The sequence below is a fragment of the Morococcus cerebrosus genome (genome assembly GCF_022749515.1).
In the GTDB taxonomy this organism is placed as follows: Bacteria; Pseudomonadota; Gammaproteobacteria; order Burkholderiales; family Neisseriaceae; genus Neisseria; species Neisseria cerebrosa.
In genome coordinates this window covers 1,129,574-1,145,578 of the sequence record NZ_CP094242.1, presented here as the reverse complement: position 1 = coordinate 1,145,578, position 16,005 = coordinate 1,129,574, and the positions used below count along the sequence as shown (strand labels likewise).

The following is a 16,005-nucleotide window of genomic DNA, read 5'->3' as shown; positions in this document are numbered from 1 at the left end:
TCAAAAAGTAAAACAGAGAACATAAATGGTTGGCTCTTGAAAGCAATGTGTAAAAATTTTACGTTAATATTGTAAAATATAATGATATAATTACTCTGTTATCGGGGTTATTTTTACGTATTTTTAAGAAAGTCATCAATATTTGATTGCAACAAGTTGAAATAATTAGAGTTTTATTTTTTCATTCTTTCCTTATATAGAAACAACCGTTCTAAAACAGAAATTACATGAAAGGTCGTCTGAAAAATCGGTTTTACCGGTTTTCAGACGACCTTTTTGTTGTGTGTCGCAAGTTAGGTATAACTTAGTTTGCACATACCCGTTTAAAAATAAGGTAATCCCTTCCTTCTAAACCGCATGGTTGCAAACTGTTTGACAAAATTATCCCAAAAATATAATATTTGTTATATATGATTTTTATTATATATTTTTATTTTTAGGTGAATCACTCTTAAACAAGGAGCAATCAAATGAAACGGAACTTAGGTACTTTGGATCGCACTCTCCGCATTGTCATTGGAGTAGCCTTAATCGCCGCCGCTGCAACCGGTCAAATCGGCTGGTGGGGTTGGTTGGGCATCATCCCGCTGGCTACCGCCTTGATAGGAAACTGCGCGTTGTACAGCTTATTGGGCATCAATACCTGCCACATCAGCAAAAAATAAAGAAAGCAAAACATGAGTAAAGAAGGAAAACTTCCACGAATTACTCCTGCGGAAGCTGCAGCGAAAATCCGTGAAGGTGCGATAGCGGCAGACATTCGCAGCCAAGCAGAATATCAGGGTGGGCATATCGGCGGCGCATTGTCCCTGCCACCGGAGCGACATCGCGACAAACTGCGCGACAACGCCGCGCCCTGTCTGATTTTTTATTGCTTGGGCGGCAAACGCACGGCGCAGGCAGAAGCAGCATTGGCGGAACTCGGTCGGGGACGCGAGTGCTACATTCTTGAAGGCGGTTTGCAGGCATGGAAAGCCGCAGGTCTCCCCATAATCGCCAAACACGCCGCGCCGGACATCATGCGGCAGGTGCAAACCATCGCGGGCGGGTTGGTTCTGTTCGGCGTGTTGGCAGGTTCGCTGGTATCGCCTTGGTTTTATCTGATAGATGCGCTAGTCGGAGCAGGCCTGCTGACAGCCGGTTTAACCGGATTCTGCGGCATGGCACGACTGCTGGCTAAAATGCCATGGAACCGTTAAACAGAGGTCGTCTGAAAGTTGCCGCTGCGGCAGTTATGGCTGATAATGCGATCTTCACATTTGCCGAAAAGGGCAAACAATGACCACTGCCGATAATCAACCGCCCTACGAAGAAGCCACCGCGTTTCTTAAACTTCTGGCGAACCCCCATCGCCTCGCCGTACTGTGTAAGCTGCACGAAAGACCGTACAATGTAACCGAACTGGCTGAGTCATCCGGCCTGCCTCAAGCGGCGATGTCCAGCCAATTGGCACTACTGCGTGAGGCCGGATTGGTGTCTTTTGAAGTGAACCATCGAGAACGGCAATATTACATTGCCGATTCACGAGTCAACGAGATGATACAGTTGTTGTATTCCTTTTTCTGTGCAGGAAAAGATTGAAATGTGGTTGTACTGCCTTAGACAAACTAATCGGAAAAATTAAGCTAAAAGGTCGTCTGAAAATTTTTCAGACGACCTTTTTGTTGTGTTTAGTAATTTAAAAACAGCTAATAGTATTTCAAAAAACAATAGAGATACTGGCATATAAACCTATTTACTCCTGCCAAATAATCTCGTGTTTAGAACCATAAGTAATCTTCTTGATATTGTGTTCCAGAGCTATTTCTTTATCTAGCTTTCCTGAATATTCTGAACCCGCCAATTCTTGAAATAAAGTAATGTTCAACTCATCATTGTGGAAAGTTGTTTTTATATCTGAGATGCCCATTGCGCTATCGCCTAATAAGCCCGTCAAATGAACTTGTCTAGACTCCTCAGCTGTAGAAATCAGTAGCGTTGTTTACAGTATTTCCAGGAGAATACTGAAACATGAACATGCACAAAAACACCCGTCTCACCCCGCACCACCGCCAAGCCATTTGGCTGGCCTACACGCAGGGGAAGGAAAGCGTCACCTCCCTGGCACGCCGCTACCAAGTCAGCCGCCTCACCATTTACCGCGCCCTTAAAGCCGCAAGGGCCAAGCTGCTCAAACCGCAAACCAGTACCAACAACCGTTTCAAACAGGCAAAGTACGGAATGAAACGCCCGGCCAAGGTAGAACGCAGCATTCAGGAAAAACTCAAAAAGCAGGCCAAACGCTACAATAAATCCTACCCCGGAGAGCTGGTGCATCTCGACACCAAACGGCTGCCGCTGCTCAAAGGGCAGAAAGCTACCGATAAGCGGGATTACCTGTTTGTCGCCATCGACGATTTCTCAAGGGAGCTATACGCCGCCATTTTGCCGGACAAAACCGCAGACAGCGCCGCCAAGTTTCTGACCGAACACCTGATTGATCCCTGCCCATACCTGATTGAGTGCGTTTACTCCGACAACGGTACGGAATACAAAGGCTCGGCCAACCATGCTTTCGGTGTAGCCTGTTACGAGAACGGGATTGGTCAAAAGTTTACTCGGGTTGCCCGTCCGCAGACCAACGGTAAGGCGGAGCGGGTTATCCGTACCCTGATGGAGATGTGGCATGAGAAACAGTCGTTTGAGAGTCTGGAACATCGGCAAAAGGAGTTGTGCCGCTTTGTTAATTTTTATAACACTGTGAAGCCACACCGCAGTTTGAACGGCGATACGCCGTTTGAGGTCTTGCAGGCTTATTTTTCTCAACCTGTTGTGTAAACAACGCGACAATTTTCTACACCTCAGCTTCATTGACAGTAATTTTGAAATTCCCAATATCGTCCAACTTAATTTCATCATTGGCGAAAAAGCAGCCGGACAATATCAAGCCGGTAATCCCCAGTATGGTTGCCTTAATTTTCATCATCATTTCCTGATCAATTTATTAGCCGTAGGGTGGATTATTGAATCTGACAGTTTTGGTATTTTCAGACGCTCTTTTTTATACTGCTTCTGTATTTGCACATGAATCCTTTACGCAACCTAGCTGCGGGGTTCATACAGGCTACGGCTTGCTATGACCTATATCTAATTAATATAAGTTACGCATTTCTTAATGCAGTCTGTATAATATAAAATGCGATCTAAAAGTTTTATTATACTGTGTTTGGGTATTACATTTAGATATTCGCACATTCAACATCCAAAAATATAAATTTTGTTTTTTATTAAGGACACATGAGATGCCTCTTATTCTTTATTTACTCTGTTTATTATTTTCAGCGTGGTTAACTTATATTTGTGTGAAAAAATATTGTAAAAGCAGACTGACTAAATTTTTGGGTATACCTGTTTTATTCTGTCTTTTTCTTGGGATTAATCCTGTTTACCATCTCGCAGACAAAGCTCTATTTTCGACCCGTACAGCAGAGGAGTTGATGATGGAAGATCCAGGAAACCGAATGATATTCTTAATATTCAAAGACAAGTTTCCGCAAGATTATGCCCAAATCGTGGCGAAAGCCGAAGATTTTATGAAATCAAAAAATCATGAACAAGATATGCGTTTTTTTCTCTCAGAAACAATAGACATCATGTTAAGAAAATTGCCTTATGCAGATGATGACAACTTAATTGCTATGTTTCAGGAAGATATGCAGTTGCGTACCAAACTCCTGAACGAAAACGACACGGTAAACTGCTTTTATTTGGAGTATCCTCATTTAGCTCCTGATATTTCGCTTTTTTCAAAGCAAATGAAGCCCTATTTCGCCTCTATAAAACAAGCTAGAGTACGAGCTTTGCAATCTGCCGATATTCATCGAAAAATGCCGGACGAAACTGAAATAGCGCAAACACAAGATAAAGTAAATCAGATTTTATGGAAGAAATATAGTGAACAGGAGTTGGCGGTAATCAATAACGACAATGAGGATGAAATAAAGCAATATACGGCTGATGAACAGGCTTTGATGTGCCGTTTTACAATCGATACATTGCAGGCGATATTGGAACAGCCTAAGCATGAGGCTGCCGAACTGCTTCGTTTTAATTTGAGTCATTGAGGAACGATCTGTTGGATATTTTTCCCAATAAATCTCTTAGGCTTAAAACGGATTACATTGATAGGTACATTAAAGCAGCCGTAGATTCGGTACTCGAATCTGACATTTTTGGTATTTTCAGACGACCTTTTTATACTGCTTCTGTATTTACACTTAAAGCAGATGTAGATTGGATCGTGACCCAACATTCAGGTTTTTGTTGGGTTTGCCAACCCAACCTACGCTTGCTGAATTTATTACGGGTAAGACAAGGTTGTCCAAAATCAGTCCTGCTTCAAATAAATACTTTGCCCAAAAGCTTGTAGGTCTATGACTTTTCCAGATGAAATATATTTCTTAAGAGGTGAGGCAAGGTTTTTTACCTCCTCTTCATTTAAAGGGTTTTTAACTTTTACAACTTTCAGACCGGATAAGTAAACGCGAGTTAACCAGCTTTCAGTTATTGGTAAATGCTCAAAGAATCTCGATTCAATTAATAAATCTTTATAGTTTGGTTGTTTTTCTTGTTCTCTATAACCTAGTGAGTTAAACAAAATAAGAAATTGAATGTCTGGTGGTGTTAATCCTCGAATTAGACCGTAATATTCTTTTTTGTCATCATCACTTATTTTGTTACTTGTTGAAATTAGTTTCAAAATTCTAAATAATATAATTAAGTACGGTTTCAATTCATGATGTAAATCAATTTTTTTCACAACTTCTTCTTTGAAATTTATTTCGAACTGAGCTTCGTTTCTTAACTTGTACTCATCTTTTAGGAAGATATTTTCAAATAAATCAATAATATGTTTATTTAAAGTTACTAGGTCATAATATTTATTTGAAATTTGTGAGTTATTATTTTCAGGTCTTATTATTTCCTTTAGTAGTTTGTTATTTTCTTCTAATAGAACCTTAAATAGACTATAAAATTCATTATTTTTTTGATTTTTATAAGTTAAATAGCTGAACCATATCAAACCAAAAGCAGAAGCGATTGTACCTCCTGCAATAAGCCAATTTGTAAAATCATTTTTTTCAATTTTCCAGTCGTAGGCCACAAAAATAGCATAAAATGCACCAATACAAGCTAATATAGTTAAGAAAATATAAAAAATAAGAGTACAATATTTATTAATTTTTTCATCAGTATTTTTTAAAGGTTTCATGGATTGTTTTCCCAGAAAAAAATGAAAATTAGGATTTAGTTTCAGCAGCCGTAGCCGACATTTGGGGCTACAGGTCGTCTGAAAATTTTTCAGACGGCCTTTTGTTAATCAGCCTCTAATTTGCTACCACTCTTTCTTTCAAAGTCTTCAAGACACTTTTCACCGTCTTAATTCTCATCTCCACATCTTCCATCTGAGCCGTAAACCTCAACTTATCCGCCCCTGCCAGCCGATAGTTTCTATCGCTCTGAATCAGCAGGATGATTTCTGTCGGGTCGATTTGGTGATTTTTGCCGAAGGTAACGGTGACGGCTTCGCTGGTCGCGTCGATAGCGTCTATGCCCAATTCTTTTGCGGCGAGCCGCAGGTGGTGGCTTTCGATGAGGGTTTTAACGGGTTGTTCGGGCAGGCCGAAGCGGTCGACGAGTTCTTCGTGTATCGCGTTGATTTGCTGCACGGTTTCGCAGACGGCGAGGCGTTTGTAGAGGACGAGCCGTTCGTGGATGTCGGGGCAATAGCTTTCGGGCAGCAGGGCGGGGCTGTGCAGTTTGATTTCGGTGGTGATGCCCAGCGGTGCGTCGAGGTCGGGCTGGCGGCCTTTTTTGAGGTCGCGCACGGCTTGTTTGAGCATTTCGGTGTAGAGTGTGAAGCCGACCTGTATCATTTCGCCGGATTGTCCTTCGCCGAGGATTTCGCCTGCGCCGCGGATTTCCAAATCCTGCATGGCGAGGGTGAAACCTGCGCCGAGTTCGTCTGCCGCCGCGATGGCGTCAAGGCGTTTTTCTGCATCTTTGGTGATGTATTCGGGTGTGAGCAGGTAGGCGTAGGCTTGGTGGTGGCTGCGGCCGACGCGCCCGCGAAGCTGGTGCAGTTGCGCAAGCCCGAATTTGTCGGCGCGGTTGATGATGATGGTGTTGGCGTTGGGAATGTCGATACCGGTTTCGATGATGGTGGAACAGAGCAACACGTTGAATCTTTGCTGCAAAAAGTCGCGCATAACTTGTTCCAGTTCGCGCTCGCGCAGTTGTCCGTGCGCCACGCCGATGCGGGCTTCGGGCAGCAGGGTTTCGAGCCGCTCGCGCATGTTTTCGATGGTATCCACCTCATTGTGCAGGAAAAATACCTGCCCGCCACGTTTGAGTTCGCGCAACACGGCTTCGCGCACGCTGCCTTCGCTGAACGGTTTGACAAAGGTTTTGACGGCGAGGCGGCGGCTGGGCGCGGTGGTAATCAGCGAGAAGTCGCGCAGGCCTTCGAGCGCCATGCTGAGGGTGCGCGGAATCGGCGTGGCGGTCATGGTGAGGATATCGACATTGGCGCGCAGGAGTTTGAGCTGCTCTTTCTGGCGCACGCCGAAACGGTGTTCTTCATCGATAATCACTAAACCTAAGTTTTTGAATTTGATGTCGTCCTGCACCAATTTGTGCGTGCCGATAACGATATCGACCGTGCCGTCCGCCATGCCTTCGAGCGCGGCTTTGGTGGCTTTGCTGTTGTTGAAACGCGAAAGGCTGGCAACTTTCACGGGGAAATCGGCGAAGCGGTCGGCGAAATTTTGCGCGTGCTGCTCGACCAGAAGTGTAGTCGGAGCGAGTACGGCGACCTGTTTGCCGCCCATCACAGCCACAAACGCGGCGCGTAGGGCGACTTCGGTTTTGCCGAAACCGACATCGCCACAAACAAGGCGGTCCATCGGCTTCGCCTGCGTCAAATCTTTAATCACGGCGGCGATGGCGGCGGCTTGGTCTTCGGTTTCCTCGTAGCCGAAGCCGTCGGCAAACGCCTGATAGTCCAACTCGTTGATTTCAAACTTGTGTCCCGATTGGGCGGCGCGTTGGGCGTAGAGATTGAGCAACTCGGCGGCGGTGTCGCGCGCTTTTTCGGCGGCTTTGCGCTTCGCCTTGTTCCACGCGCCGCTGCCGAGCTTGTGCAGAGCGACGTTTTCATGCGCCTGACCGGAGTAGCGGCTGATTAAATGCAGTTGCGAAACAGGCACATAAAGCTGCGCTTCGCCCGCGTATTCGAGCAACATCATTTCGTTGGTTTCGCCGCCCAAGTCCATCGTTACCAAGCCCATATACCGCCCGATGCCGTGTTCTTCGTGCACAACGGGGTCGCCGATGTTGATTTCGGCAAGGTCGCGCAACAGGCCGTCTGAAACGGCGGCGTGTTTTTTGCGGTGGTTGTGGACGCGCGAACGGGCAACGTATTGGTAGAGCTCGGATTCGGTGATGACGGCGATGGCGCTTTGAGCGGCAACTGCTTTACCCTCTCCCCAACCCTCCCCCACGGGGGTGGGAGCAGGTTGCTGTCGGATTTGCTCGTGCAGACTATTTTCGACGGGGTGCAGGCTGCTTTCAGTTTTCAGGTCGTCTGAAATGGCGGCGGCACTTTGTTCCCTCTCCTGTGGGATAGGGTTAGGGAGAGGGCTTGTTGCAGCTACGGAAAATTTGGTTTTGTCGGTAACCGTTTTGCCTTCTTCCCAACCTTCTCCCTCGGAGGCGGGAATAGGTTGCTGTTGGCTCGGAGAGTGCAGCCCGCCCAGTTTAAACCCGTATGCCAACGGCGCAACCGTAATCATCAGCGGCTCGTGCGCCGATAAAAAGCCCTGCCAGTCGGACACAGGTTTGGCCTTCAAACCATTTTGCTGCAAGAAGCCGAGCATGGTTTCTCGCCGTCCCAGACTTTCGGCGCACAGCAAAATCTGCCCGTCAAAGGTCGTCTGAAAATCCTTCAATGCCTGCAACGGCTCGTCGGATTGGCGGTTGACGGCAAGGTCGGGCAGGGTGTGTTCCTTGCCGGAAACATCGGGCAGCACCTGTCCGTAGTTTTTCAGGCGGCCTGCGAACACATCGGCAGAGAGATACAAATGCTGTGGAAGCAAAGGCGGATAGGTTTCGTCGCCCTGCGCCATGACATAACGTGATTTGACGTCGCTCCAAAAGCGGTTTGCCTCGGCGTGAACGTCGCCCAAAGAGACAAACAGCGCATCTTCGCCGATATAGTCAAACAGCGTTTCCAGCTCGTTTTCAAAAAACAGCGGCAGATAATATTCCACGCCCGCGCCGAAATGGCCGTTGCTGACGGCTTTGTACACAGCGGCATCGTTCGGATTGCCATCGACTTCCTCGCGGAAGCGGCTGCGGAAAATCTTTTGCGCCTCGCTGTCGGTGGGAAATTCGTGCGCCGGCAGCAGTCGGATTTCGGAAACGGGGGAGATGGTGCGCTGCGTGTCGGTGTCAAAGGTTTTGATGCTGTCGATTTCATCGTCGAACAAATCGATGCGGTAAGGCATTTCGCTGCCCATCGGAAACAAATCGACAATCCCGCCGCGCACGGCAAACTCGCCTGCCGCGACAACATGGGAAACATGGTTGTAGCCCGCATCCACCAAATCGGTTTTCAGACGGCCTATATCCAAAGTCTGCCCCGTTTTCAGCCAGAACGTGCGCCCCGCCAGAAACGGCACGGGCGGCAGCTTCTGCATCGCCGTGGCAACCGGCACGAACAACACGTTCGCCGCGCCGCTCTTAATCTGCCACAACGCCGACAAGCGCTCCGACACCAAATCCTGATGCGGCGAAAAACGCTCGTAAGGCAGCGTTTCCCAGTCTGGCAGGAACACCGCCGTATCGTGCGGACGGAAAAACCGCCATGCCGTCTGAAGGCGCAACGCCTGTTCCGCATCTTGGGTCAGCACGACTTTGAGCCGCTTATGCGGCAGATAACGCGCCAAAGCCAGCGGCAGCGAGCCTTGCGAAAGATTGAGCCAACGGGATTTTTCACGGGGTTTGGGGATAGGGTAGTTCATGGCGTAGGGACAATGGCTTGCGGCAGCCGGAAAATTTTTCGGGCCGCCGTGGTGGTTTGTAAAAGCGGGATTTTAGCAGATTAAAAGCGGGTGTAAGGAGCGGGATGGTTTGGGTGGTTTTCAGACGACGGCGGATTCGCATTTGAAGTGCAACTTTCCATAACAGAAAAAGGCCAGTATGCGGTAGCATACGGCCTTTCCTGCAAGAAAGATTGCCATGGGCTACACACAACTGACCCAAGACGAACGATACCATATCCAATACCTGTCCCGCCACTGCACCATCGCCGAAATCGCCAAACAGCTCAACCGCCACAAAAGCACCATCAGCCGAGAAATCAAGCGGTACTGCATCCAAGGGCAGCAATACAGCGCCGATAAAGCCCAACGGCAAAGCCGGCTGACCAAACAGCACCGGCGAAAACCCTATAAACTCGATTCGCAGCTGATTCAACACATCGACACCCTTATCCGCCGCAAACTCAGTCCCGAACAAGTATGTGCCTACCTGCATAAACACCACGGGATCACACTCCATCACAGCACCGTTTACCGCTACCTCCGCCAAGACAAAAGCAACGGCGGCACTTTGTGGCAACATCTCAGAATATGCAGCAAACCCTACCGCAAACGCTACGGCAGCACATGGACCAGAGGCAAAGTGCCCGACCGCGTCGGCATAGAAAACCGACCTGCTATCGTCGACCAGAAAACCCGCATCGGCGATTGGGAGGCCGACACCATCGTCGGCAAAAATCAGAAAAGCGCGTTATTGACCTTGGTCGAACGCACTACCCGCTACACCATCATCTGCAAATTAAAGAACTTAAAAGCCGAAGACACTGCCCGGGCGGCCATTAGGGTATTAAAGGCATATAAAGCCAGAGTCCACACCATCACCATGGATAACGGCAAAGAGTTCTACCAACACACCAAAATAGCCAAAGCCTTGAAGGCGAAAACCTATTTTTGCCGCCCTTACCATTCTTGGGAGAAAGGGCTGAATGAGAACACCAACGGACTCATCCGGCAATATTTCCCCAAACAGACAGATTTCCGAAACATCAGCGATCGGGAGATACGCAGGGTTCAAGATGAGTTGAACCACCGGCCAAGAAAAACACTTGGCTACGAAACGCCAAGTGTTTTATTCTTAAATCTGTTCCAACCACTGGTACCCTAGTGTTGCACTTGAAATCCGAATCCAAGGACCTTTTTGATTTTCTCAACCCTGTTTGCGCCTCGTCTGAAAAAACGCCTGTAAAATGGCTTTGCATTCGTCTTCCAAGATGCCGCCTTTGATTGCCGTGTGTTTGTTCAGCAGCGGATTGGCAAACAGATTGACTACGCTGCCCGCGGCGCCGGTTTTGGGTTCTGCCGCGCCGTAGATGACGTGGCGGACGCGGGCTTGGATGATGGCGGAGGCGCACATGGCGCAGGGTTCGAGCGTGATATAGAGGTCGCAGCCGTCGAGGCGGTAGTTTTGGAGGGCGGCACCTGCGGCGGCAAGGGCGCGGATTTCGGCGTGGCGGCTGATATCGTGGTCGCTGACGCAGGTGTTGTGGGCGGCGGCGATGATTTGGTTGTTGAAGACGATGACCGCGCCGACGGGGATTTCGCCGATGCGGGCGGATTGTTCTGCCTGCGACAAGGCGGCGCGCATGAAGGTTTCCATTTCAGACGACGTGGGAAAAACGGCGACGGGCGGATGGTTTTTGACGGCTTGCTCCAAAGCGTTTTTGTGTGTTTGCGGCAGGTCTTGCGGCTTGATACCGAGCAACAGGGCTTCGAGTTGCCAAAGCGTGCTGCGGGTAACGGTCAGTCCGGCGGCCTTGAGCAACAGGAAGGCTTGGACAGAACCCGTGTCGCGCAGCTCTTCTATACTGCGGATGCCAAGCGATTGCAGGGCGGCTAAGGTTTGCGGGGCGACGGGCGGTGTGGTCAACAGGGTCAGCATGGCGTTTTAGATTTGGAAATGGCGGCGGACGAGTGCCAAGGTCGTCTGAACGTGGTTGCCGTCGGTATAGGGGTCGATGCTGTGCGCCAATGGGATTTTGCGCAGCCAAGTGAGTTGGCGTTTGGCAAGCTGGCGGGTGGCGGCAATGCCTTTTTCGACAAAGGTGTCGTAATCGGTCAAGCCTTCGAGGTAATCCCATGCCTGCCGGTAGCCGACGCAGCGCATAGAAGGCATATCGGCGGTCAGTTCGGGATATTTTTGGCGCAGGGCGCGCATTTCGTCGATGAAGCCTTGTTCCAACATTTGTGTAAAACGGCGGGCGATGTTTTCGTGCAGCAAGGCGCGGTTTTCGGGAATCAGGGCGGTGGTGCAGAGGTCGAGCGGCGGGGTGTAGTCGGCTTTTTCGGCAAAATGCACACTCAAGGGCTTGCCGGTCAGGCGGTACACTTCCAAAGCGCGTTCGATACGTTGGCTGTCGTTCGGTTTCAGACGACCTGCGGTTTCAGGGTCTATGGTTTGCAGGCTTTGATACAGATGCGCCAAGCCGTATCGTTGTTTTTCTTCCTGCAACCGGGCGCGCACGGCGGGATCGGCTTCTGGCAGGTCGTTCAAGCCTTCGGTCAGTGCGTGGAAATACATCATCGTTCCGCCAACAATCAAAGGCAGCCTGCCGCGCGCACGGATTTCCTCCGCCAGCCGCACGCAGTCACCGACAAACTCCGCCGCGCTGTAAGACTTGGTCGGCGGGATGATGTCGATAAGGTGGTGCGGCACGGCATCAAGCTCGGCGGCGGTCGGCTTTGCCGTGCCGATGTCCATATCGCGGTACACCAGCGCGGAATCGAGGCTGATGATTTCGACCGGCATGGCTTCGGCGATTTTCAAGGCAAGGGCGGTTTTCCCGCCGGCAGTCGGGCCGAGGATGGCAAAGGCTTTTGGGGTGTTCATATCAAAAGGGGCGTGGGGAAACGGACGGATTATAGCAAAAGGTCGTCTGAAAACGGTTCGGCGTTGGATTGCGGAACGATATTTTCAGACGACCTTCTTGTTTGGGCAAACGTTCTCCCGCTTTATAGTCAATTGAAAACAAAATAGTACAATACTCAACTTTGAAGGTCTAACCATGGCATACTCTGCAGACTTAAGAAATAAAGCTTTAAACTATTACGAACAATGCAAAAACATCAGCCAAACCGCAGCAACGTTTAACTTGTCAAGAAACACGCTTTACCTGTGGATTCGCCTTAAAAAACAAACAGGCAGCCTGAAACATCAAGTTACCGGTCTAAATGCCGTCAAATTGGATAGGCAAAAACCGGCTCAATATGTTGGGCAACACCAGGATGCCTATCTGCATGCAATCGCCAAACATTTTGATTGTACGCCAGCCGCCGTTTGCTATGCACTCAAACAGATGGGGATGACGCGCAAAAAAAGACCACCACTTACAAAGAACAAGACCCGGCCAAAGTAACGCATTATTTGACACAGCTGGCCGAATTTTCCGACTACCAACGTGTTTATTTGGATGAAACAGGATTTGACCGCTACCTGTTCCGCCCCTATGCCCGCAGCCTGAAAGGGCAAATAGTGAAAGCGCAGATAAGTGGAAAAAGATACCAACGCTTATCTCTGGTGTCCGCATAAGTTGGCAACCGGCTGATTGCTCCGATGGTTTATCAAAATACGATGACCGGAGTCTTTTTTGAAGCGTGGTTTCAGCAATGCCTACTGCCCGTATTGACTCAGAAATCGGTGATTATTTTAGATAATGCACGATTTCACCGTATGGGTGTCTTACGGGAAATGGCGGAAAAATTGGGCCATAAGGTATTGCCTCTTGCACCTTATTCACCTGAGCTCAACCCGATTGAGAAGGTGTGGGCGAATATTAAGCGGTATCTGCGAACCGTTTTGTCTGATTACGCCCGATTTGACGATGCGCTACTGTCCTATTTTGATTTTAATTGACTATAAACCGCGTCGGTCAGCGATGAGAACACTTCAAAATAAGTCGGAAAGGTTTTATGGGTGCATTTCGGGTCGTTGATGACGACGGGTACGCCCAACAGGGAAACCAGCGAGAAACACATCGCCATGCGGTGGTCGTCGTAAGTGTCGATGACGGCGTCGGGTGTCAGCGTTTCAGGCGGGGTGATGTGAATCGCTTCGGCTTCTTCGACGACTTTTGCACCGAGTTTGCGCAACTCGTTTGCCATCGCGTCGATGCGGTCGGTTTCCTTGACGCGCCATGAACCGATGTTGCGCAGCGTGCAGGTTTGTCCTGTGGCAAGCGCGACGATGGCAAGGGTCATGGCGGCATCGGGGATATGGTTTGCATCCAAATCAAAGGCTTGGACGGCGCGTTCCTTCGGGCGCGAGACTTCGACGAAGTTTTCACCCCACACCACATCCGCACCGATTTTTTCCAGCTCGCGGGCAAAGGCGACATCGCCCTGTATGCTGTTTGCGCCGATCCCGGTAACGCGGACGGGCGTGGCGGCAATCAAACCTGCTGCGAGGAAGTAGGACGCGCTGGAGGCATCGCCTTCGACGTGCAGATGTTCGGGCGCGTGGTAGTGCGCATCTGCGGGAATTTTGAAGATGCGGTAGTCTTCATTGGCAACCTGTACGCCGAATTGAGCCATCAGTTTCAAGGTGATGTCGATATAGGGCTTGGAAATCAACTCGCCGACCATACGGATTTCAAATGCCTGCCCGGTCAGCGGCAGTGCCATCAAAAGGGCGGTCAGAAACTGGCTGGACACATTGCCTTTAATCGGAATCACGCGCTCGCCGCGGTCTTGGCGCTCGCCGATATGAAGCGGCGGATAGTGTTCGTTGCCGAGATATTCGACATCGGCGCCGGCAATCCGCAGCGCATCGACCAAGTCGCCGATGGGGCGTTCGTGCATACGCGCAACGCCGTGCAGATGATAATCGCCGCCCAAAACGGCCAGCGCGGCGGTCAGCGGACGAAACGCCGTTCCCGCGTTGCCTAAAAACAAATCGGCAGTCCGATTGGGGAAACGTCCTCCTGTGCCGTGTACTTTCAGACGACCTTCGGCAAGATATTCGATTTCAACGCCGAGTTTATCAAGGGCTTCCAACATACGGTCGGTATCGTCGGATTTGAGCAGGGAATGGATTTCGCAAGTGTTGTCGGACAAGGCGGCGAGCAGCAGGGTGCGGTTGCTGATACTTTTGGAGCCGGGCAGGGCGACGATGGCGGGCTTGAGCGAGGCAGCGGGGAGGCGGATGGATTCGGTCATGATGGTCGTTTGGGAAGCGGAAACAGAAAACGGCATTATACGGCAGGGAGGGGTCGTCTGAAAAACCAAAACTGTCAACAATCCGCATAAAATGTTATACTTTTCCGCAATTTTGCGACGATGGCGCGGGCTTGTTTTTTCTGCCCGCCAAGTACGTCGCTCCAAGCTTTTTCAAAGACTTTTACACGTTCGCAAGGTCGCCTGAAAACGCCCGCACAACGGAACCGAAATGATCAGCAAACAAGAATACCAAGCCCAAGCCGCCCAAGGCTACAACCGCATCCCGCTCGTGCAAGAACTCCTTGCCGACTTGGATACGCCGCTTTCCCTCTATCTCAAACTCGCCAACCGCCCCTATACCTACCTGCTCGAATCCGTTGTCGGCGGCGAACGTTTCGGCCGCTATTCCTTTATCGGCCTGCCTTGCAGCCACTATCTCAAAGTCAGCGGCAAACACGTCGATGTTTATCAAAACGGCGAAATTGTCGAACAACACGACGGCAATCCGCTGCCCTTTATCGAAGCCTTCCACAACCGCTTCAAAACGCCCGAAATCCCAAGCTTGCCGCGCTTTACCGGCGGATTGGTCGGCTACTTCGGTTATGAAACCATCTACAATTTCGAACACTTCGCCCACCGCCTGAAAAACACCGCCAAAGCCGACCCGCTCGGTACGCCCGACATCTTGCTGATGCTGTCGCAAGAGTTGGCGGTTATCGACAATTTGAGCGGCAAAATCCACCTCATCGTTTATGCCGATCCCTCGCAGCCCGACGGTTACGAACGCGCCCGCGAACGCCTCGAAGACATTCGCACCCAGCTGCGCCAAAGCTGTGCCATCCCGCTTTCGCTCGGCAGCAAACACACCGAAGCCGCCAGCGAATTTGGCGAAGAGCCGTTCAAAGCCTGCGTCGATAAAATCAAAGACTACATCTTTGCAGGCGACTGTATGCAGGTTGTCCCCAGCCAGCGCATGAGCATGGAATTTACCGACAGCCCGCTCGCCCTCTACCGCGCCCTGCGCACGCTCAACCCTTCGCCTTATCTCTTTTACTACGATTTCGGCGATTTCCACATCGTCGGCTCCTCGCCCGAAATCCTCGTCCGCCGCGAACGCGACGACGTCATCGTCCGCCCCATCGCCGGCACGCGCCTGCGCGGCAAAACCCCCGCCGAAGACCTTGCCAACGAGCAGGATTTATTAAGCGACGCCAAAGAAATCGCCGAACACGTCATGCTTATCGATTTAGGGCGCAACGACGTCGGCCGCATCAGCAAAACAGGCGAAGTCAAAGTAACCGACAAAATGGTGATTGAAAAATACTCCCATGTGATGCACATCGTTTCCAACGTCGAAGGCCGTCTGAAAGAGGACGTTACCAATATGGACATCCTCGCCGCCACGTTCCCCGCCGGCACACTCTCCGGTGCGCCAAAAGTCCGTGCCATGGAAATTATCGAAGAAGTCGAACCGAGCAAACGCGGCATCTACGGCGGCGCCGTCGGCGTATGGGGTTTCAACAACGACATGGATTTGGCGATTGCCATCCGCACCGCCGTGGTGAAAAACAACACGCTATACGTCCAAAGCGGCGCAGGTATCGTCGCCGACTCCGACCCGACCTCCGAATGGCAGGAAACGCAGAATAAAGCCCGAGCAGTGGTCAGGGCGGCGCAGATGGTGCAGGAAGGGTTGGATAGATAGGTTCACTAA

The 16,005-nt window shown here is 50.2% G+C and carries 13 protein-coding genes and 1 pseudogene; 8 read left to right on the top strand and 6 right to left on the bottom strand.

From position 1 onward, the window contains the following. Nucleotides 1–470 precede the first annotated feature (470 nt). From MON37_RS05255 to MON37_RS05245, 3 genes are all read left to right on the top strand, one after another. Nucleotides 471–665 (top strand): YgaP family membrane protein, encoded by a 195-nt coding sequence (locus tag MON37_RS05255; protein WP_019271712.1) that lies wholly within the window; start codon nucleotides 471–473, stop codon nucleotides 663–665. Between the two features lie 12 nt (nucleotides 666–677). After that, nucleotides 678–1,199: a rhodanese-like domain-containing protein gene (locus MON37_RS05250; RefSeq protein ID WP_039404634.1), complete on the top strand. Its 522-nt coding sequence runs from the start codon at nucleotides 678–680 to the stop codon at nucleotides 1,197–1,199. Nucleotides 1,200–1,278: 79 nt separating this feature from the next. After that, entirely contained in the window at nucleotides 1,279–1,581 is a 303-nt protein-coding gene (locus MON37_RS05245; protein WP_039404636.1) for an ArsR/SmtB family transcription factor, read from the top strand. Between the two features lie 154 nt (nucleotides 1,582–1,735). Here MON37_RS05245 and MON37_RS05240 read toward each other — a convergent pair whose 3' ends face one another. After that, nucleotides 1,736–1,936 (bottom strand): hypothetical protein, encoded by a 201-nt coding sequence (locus MON37_RS05240; protein WP_242883800.1) that lies wholly within the window; start codon nucleotides 1,934–1,936, stop codon nucleotides 1,736–1,738. A 74-nt stretch (nucleotides 1,937–2,010) separates the two neighbouring features. Here MON37_RS05240 and MON37_RS05235 point away from each other — a divergent pair, with 74 nt between their 5' ends. Together MON37_RS05235 and MON37_RS05230 are read left to right on the top strand one after the other, a co-directional pair. After that, nucleotides 2,011–2,817 carry an integrase core domain-containing protein gene (locus tag MON37_RS05235; RefSeq protein ID WP_242883799.1) on the top strand — a complete coding sequence of 269 codons (807 nt, stop codon included), beginning with the start codon at nucleotides 2,011–2,013 and terminating at the stop codon, nucleotides 2,815–2,817. 464 nt (nucleotides 2,818–3,281) lie between these two features. After that, nucleotides 3,282–4,103: a hypothetical protein gene (locus MON37_RS05230; protein WP_039406039.1), complete on the top strand. Its 822-nt coding sequence runs from the start codon at nucleotides 3,282–3,284 to the stop codon at nucleotides 4,101–4,103. A gap of 263 nt (nucleotides 4,104–4,366) precedes the next feature. Here MON37_RS05230 and MON37_RS05225 read toward each other — a convergent pair whose 3' ends face one another. Both MON37_RS05225 and mfd read right to left on the bottom strand, forming a co-directional pair. Next, entirely contained in the window at nucleotides 4,367–5,251 is an 885-nt protein-coding gene (locus MON37_RS05225) for a putative phage abortive infection protein (RefSeq protein WP_039406041.1), read from the bottom strand. A gap of 115 nt (nucleotides 5,252–5,366) precedes the next feature. Further along, on the bottom strand, nucleotides 5,367–9,062 hold the full coding sequence (gene mfd / locus MON37_RS05220) for a transcription-repair coupling factor (RefSeq protein WP_039406044.1): 3,696 nt from the start codon (nucleotides 9,060–9,062) through the stop codon (nucleotides 5,367–5,369). Between the two features lie 217 nt (nucleotides 9,063–9,279). Between mfd and MON37_RS05215 the strand changes: the two genes are divergently transcribed. Next, nucleotides 9,280–10,245 (top strand): IS30 family transposase, encoded by a 966-nt coding sequence (locus tag MON37_RS05215; protein WP_242883604.1) that lies wholly within the window; start codon nucleotides 9,280–9,282, stop codon nucleotides 10,243–10,245. Nucleotides 10,246–10,287: 42 nt separating this feature from the next. Here MON37_RS05215 and tadA read toward each other — a convergent pair whose 3' ends face one another. Both tadA and miaA read right to left on the bottom strand, forming a co-directional pair. Next, nucleotides 10,288–11,010: a tRNA adenosine(34) deaminase TadA gene (gene tadA, locus MON37_RS05210; protein ID WP_242883828.1), complete on the bottom strand. Its 723-nt coding sequence runs from the start codon at nucleotides 11,008–11,010 to the stop codon at nucleotides 10,288–10,290. A 15-nt stretch (nucleotides 11,011–11,025) separates the two neighbouring features. Beyond that, nucleotides 11,026–11,967 (bottom strand): tRNA (adenosine(37)-N6)-dimethylallyltransferase MiaA, encoded by a 942-nt coding sequence (miaA, locus tag MON37_RS05205; protein WP_242883798.1) that lies wholly within the window; start codon nucleotides 11,965–11,967, stop codon nucleotides 11,026–11,028. 175 nt (nucleotides 11,968–12,142) lie between these two features. Between miaA and MON37_RS05200 the strand changes: the two are divergent. Further along, a pseudogene (locus MON37_RS05200) lies at nucleotides 12,143–12,972 on the top strand (IS630 family transposase); the annotation flags it as partial. Here the strand turns inward: MON37_RS05200 and aroA are convergent. After that, the gene (gene aroA / locus MON37_RS05195) at nucleotides 12,972–14,291 is read right to left on the bottom strand and encodes a 3-phosphoshikimate 1-carboxyvinyltransferase (protein ID WP_039408401.1); all 1,320 of its coding nucleotides are present in this window, start codon (nucleotides 14,289–14,291) and stop codon (nucleotides 12,972–12,974) included. The pseudogene MON37_RS05200 and the gene aroA overlap by 1 nt on opposite strands. 229 nt (nucleotides 14,292–14,520) lie before the next feature. On the opposite strand from aroA, the gene trpE reads away from it, so the two are divergent. Continuing rightward, the gene (trpE, locus tag MON37_RS05190) at nucleotides 14,521–15,996 is read left to right on the top strand and encodes an anthranilate synthase component I (RefSeq protein ID WP_039408391.1); all 1,476 of its coding nucleotides are present in this window, start codon (nucleotides 14,521–14,523) and stop codon (nucleotides 15,994–15,996) included. Nucleotides 15,997–16,005: the final 9 nt, after the last annotated feature.

What these genes read in the sequence shown, in the direction of transcription:
- MON37_RS05255 (WP_019271712.1), top strand. Translation starts at nt 471, where the DNA reads ATGAAACGGAACTTAGGTACTTTGGATCGCACTCTCCGCATTGTCATT.
- MON37_RS05250 (WP_039404634.1), top strand. Translation starts at nt 678, where the DNA reads ATGAGTAAAGAAGGAAAACTTCCACGAATTACTCCTGCGGAAGCTGCA.
- MON37_RS05245 (WP_039404636.1), top strand. Translation starts at nt 1,279, where the DNA reads ATGACCACTGCCGATAATCAACCGCCCTACGAAGAAGCCACCGCGTTT.
- MON37_RS05235 (WP_242883799.1), top strand. Translation starts at nt 2,011, where the DNA reads ATGAACATGCACAAAAACACCCGTCTCACCCCGCACCACCGCCAAGCC.
- MON37_RS05230 (WP_039406039.1), top strand. Translation starts at nt 3,282, where the DNA reads ATGCCTCTTATTCTTTATTTACTCTGTTTATTATTTTCAGCGTGGTTA.
- MON37_RS05225 (WP_039406041.1), bottom strand. Translation starts at nt 5,251, where the DNA reads ATGAAACCTTTAAAAAATACTGATGAAAAAATTAATAAATATTGTACT.
- mfd (WP_039406044.1), bottom strand. Translation starts at nt 9,062, where the DNA reads ATGAACTACCCTATCCCCAAACCCCGTGAAAAATCCCGTTGGCTCAAT.
- MON37_RS05215 (WP_242883604.1), top strand. Translation starts at nt 9,280, where the DNA reads ATGGGCTACACACAACTGACCCAAGACGAACGATACCATATCCAATAC.
- miaA (WP_242883798.1), bottom strand. Translation starts at nt 11,967, where the DNA reads ATGAACACCCCAAAAGCCTTTGCCATCCTCGGCCCGACTGCCGGCGGG.
- aroA (WP_039408401.1), bottom strand. Translation starts at nt 14,291, where the DNA reads ATGACCGAATCCATCCGCCTCCCCGCTGCCTCGCTCAAGCCCGCCATC.
- trpE (WP_039408391.1), top strand. Translation starts at nt 14,521, where the DNA reads ATGATCAGCAAACAAGAATACCAAGCCCAAGCCGCCCAAGGCTACAAC.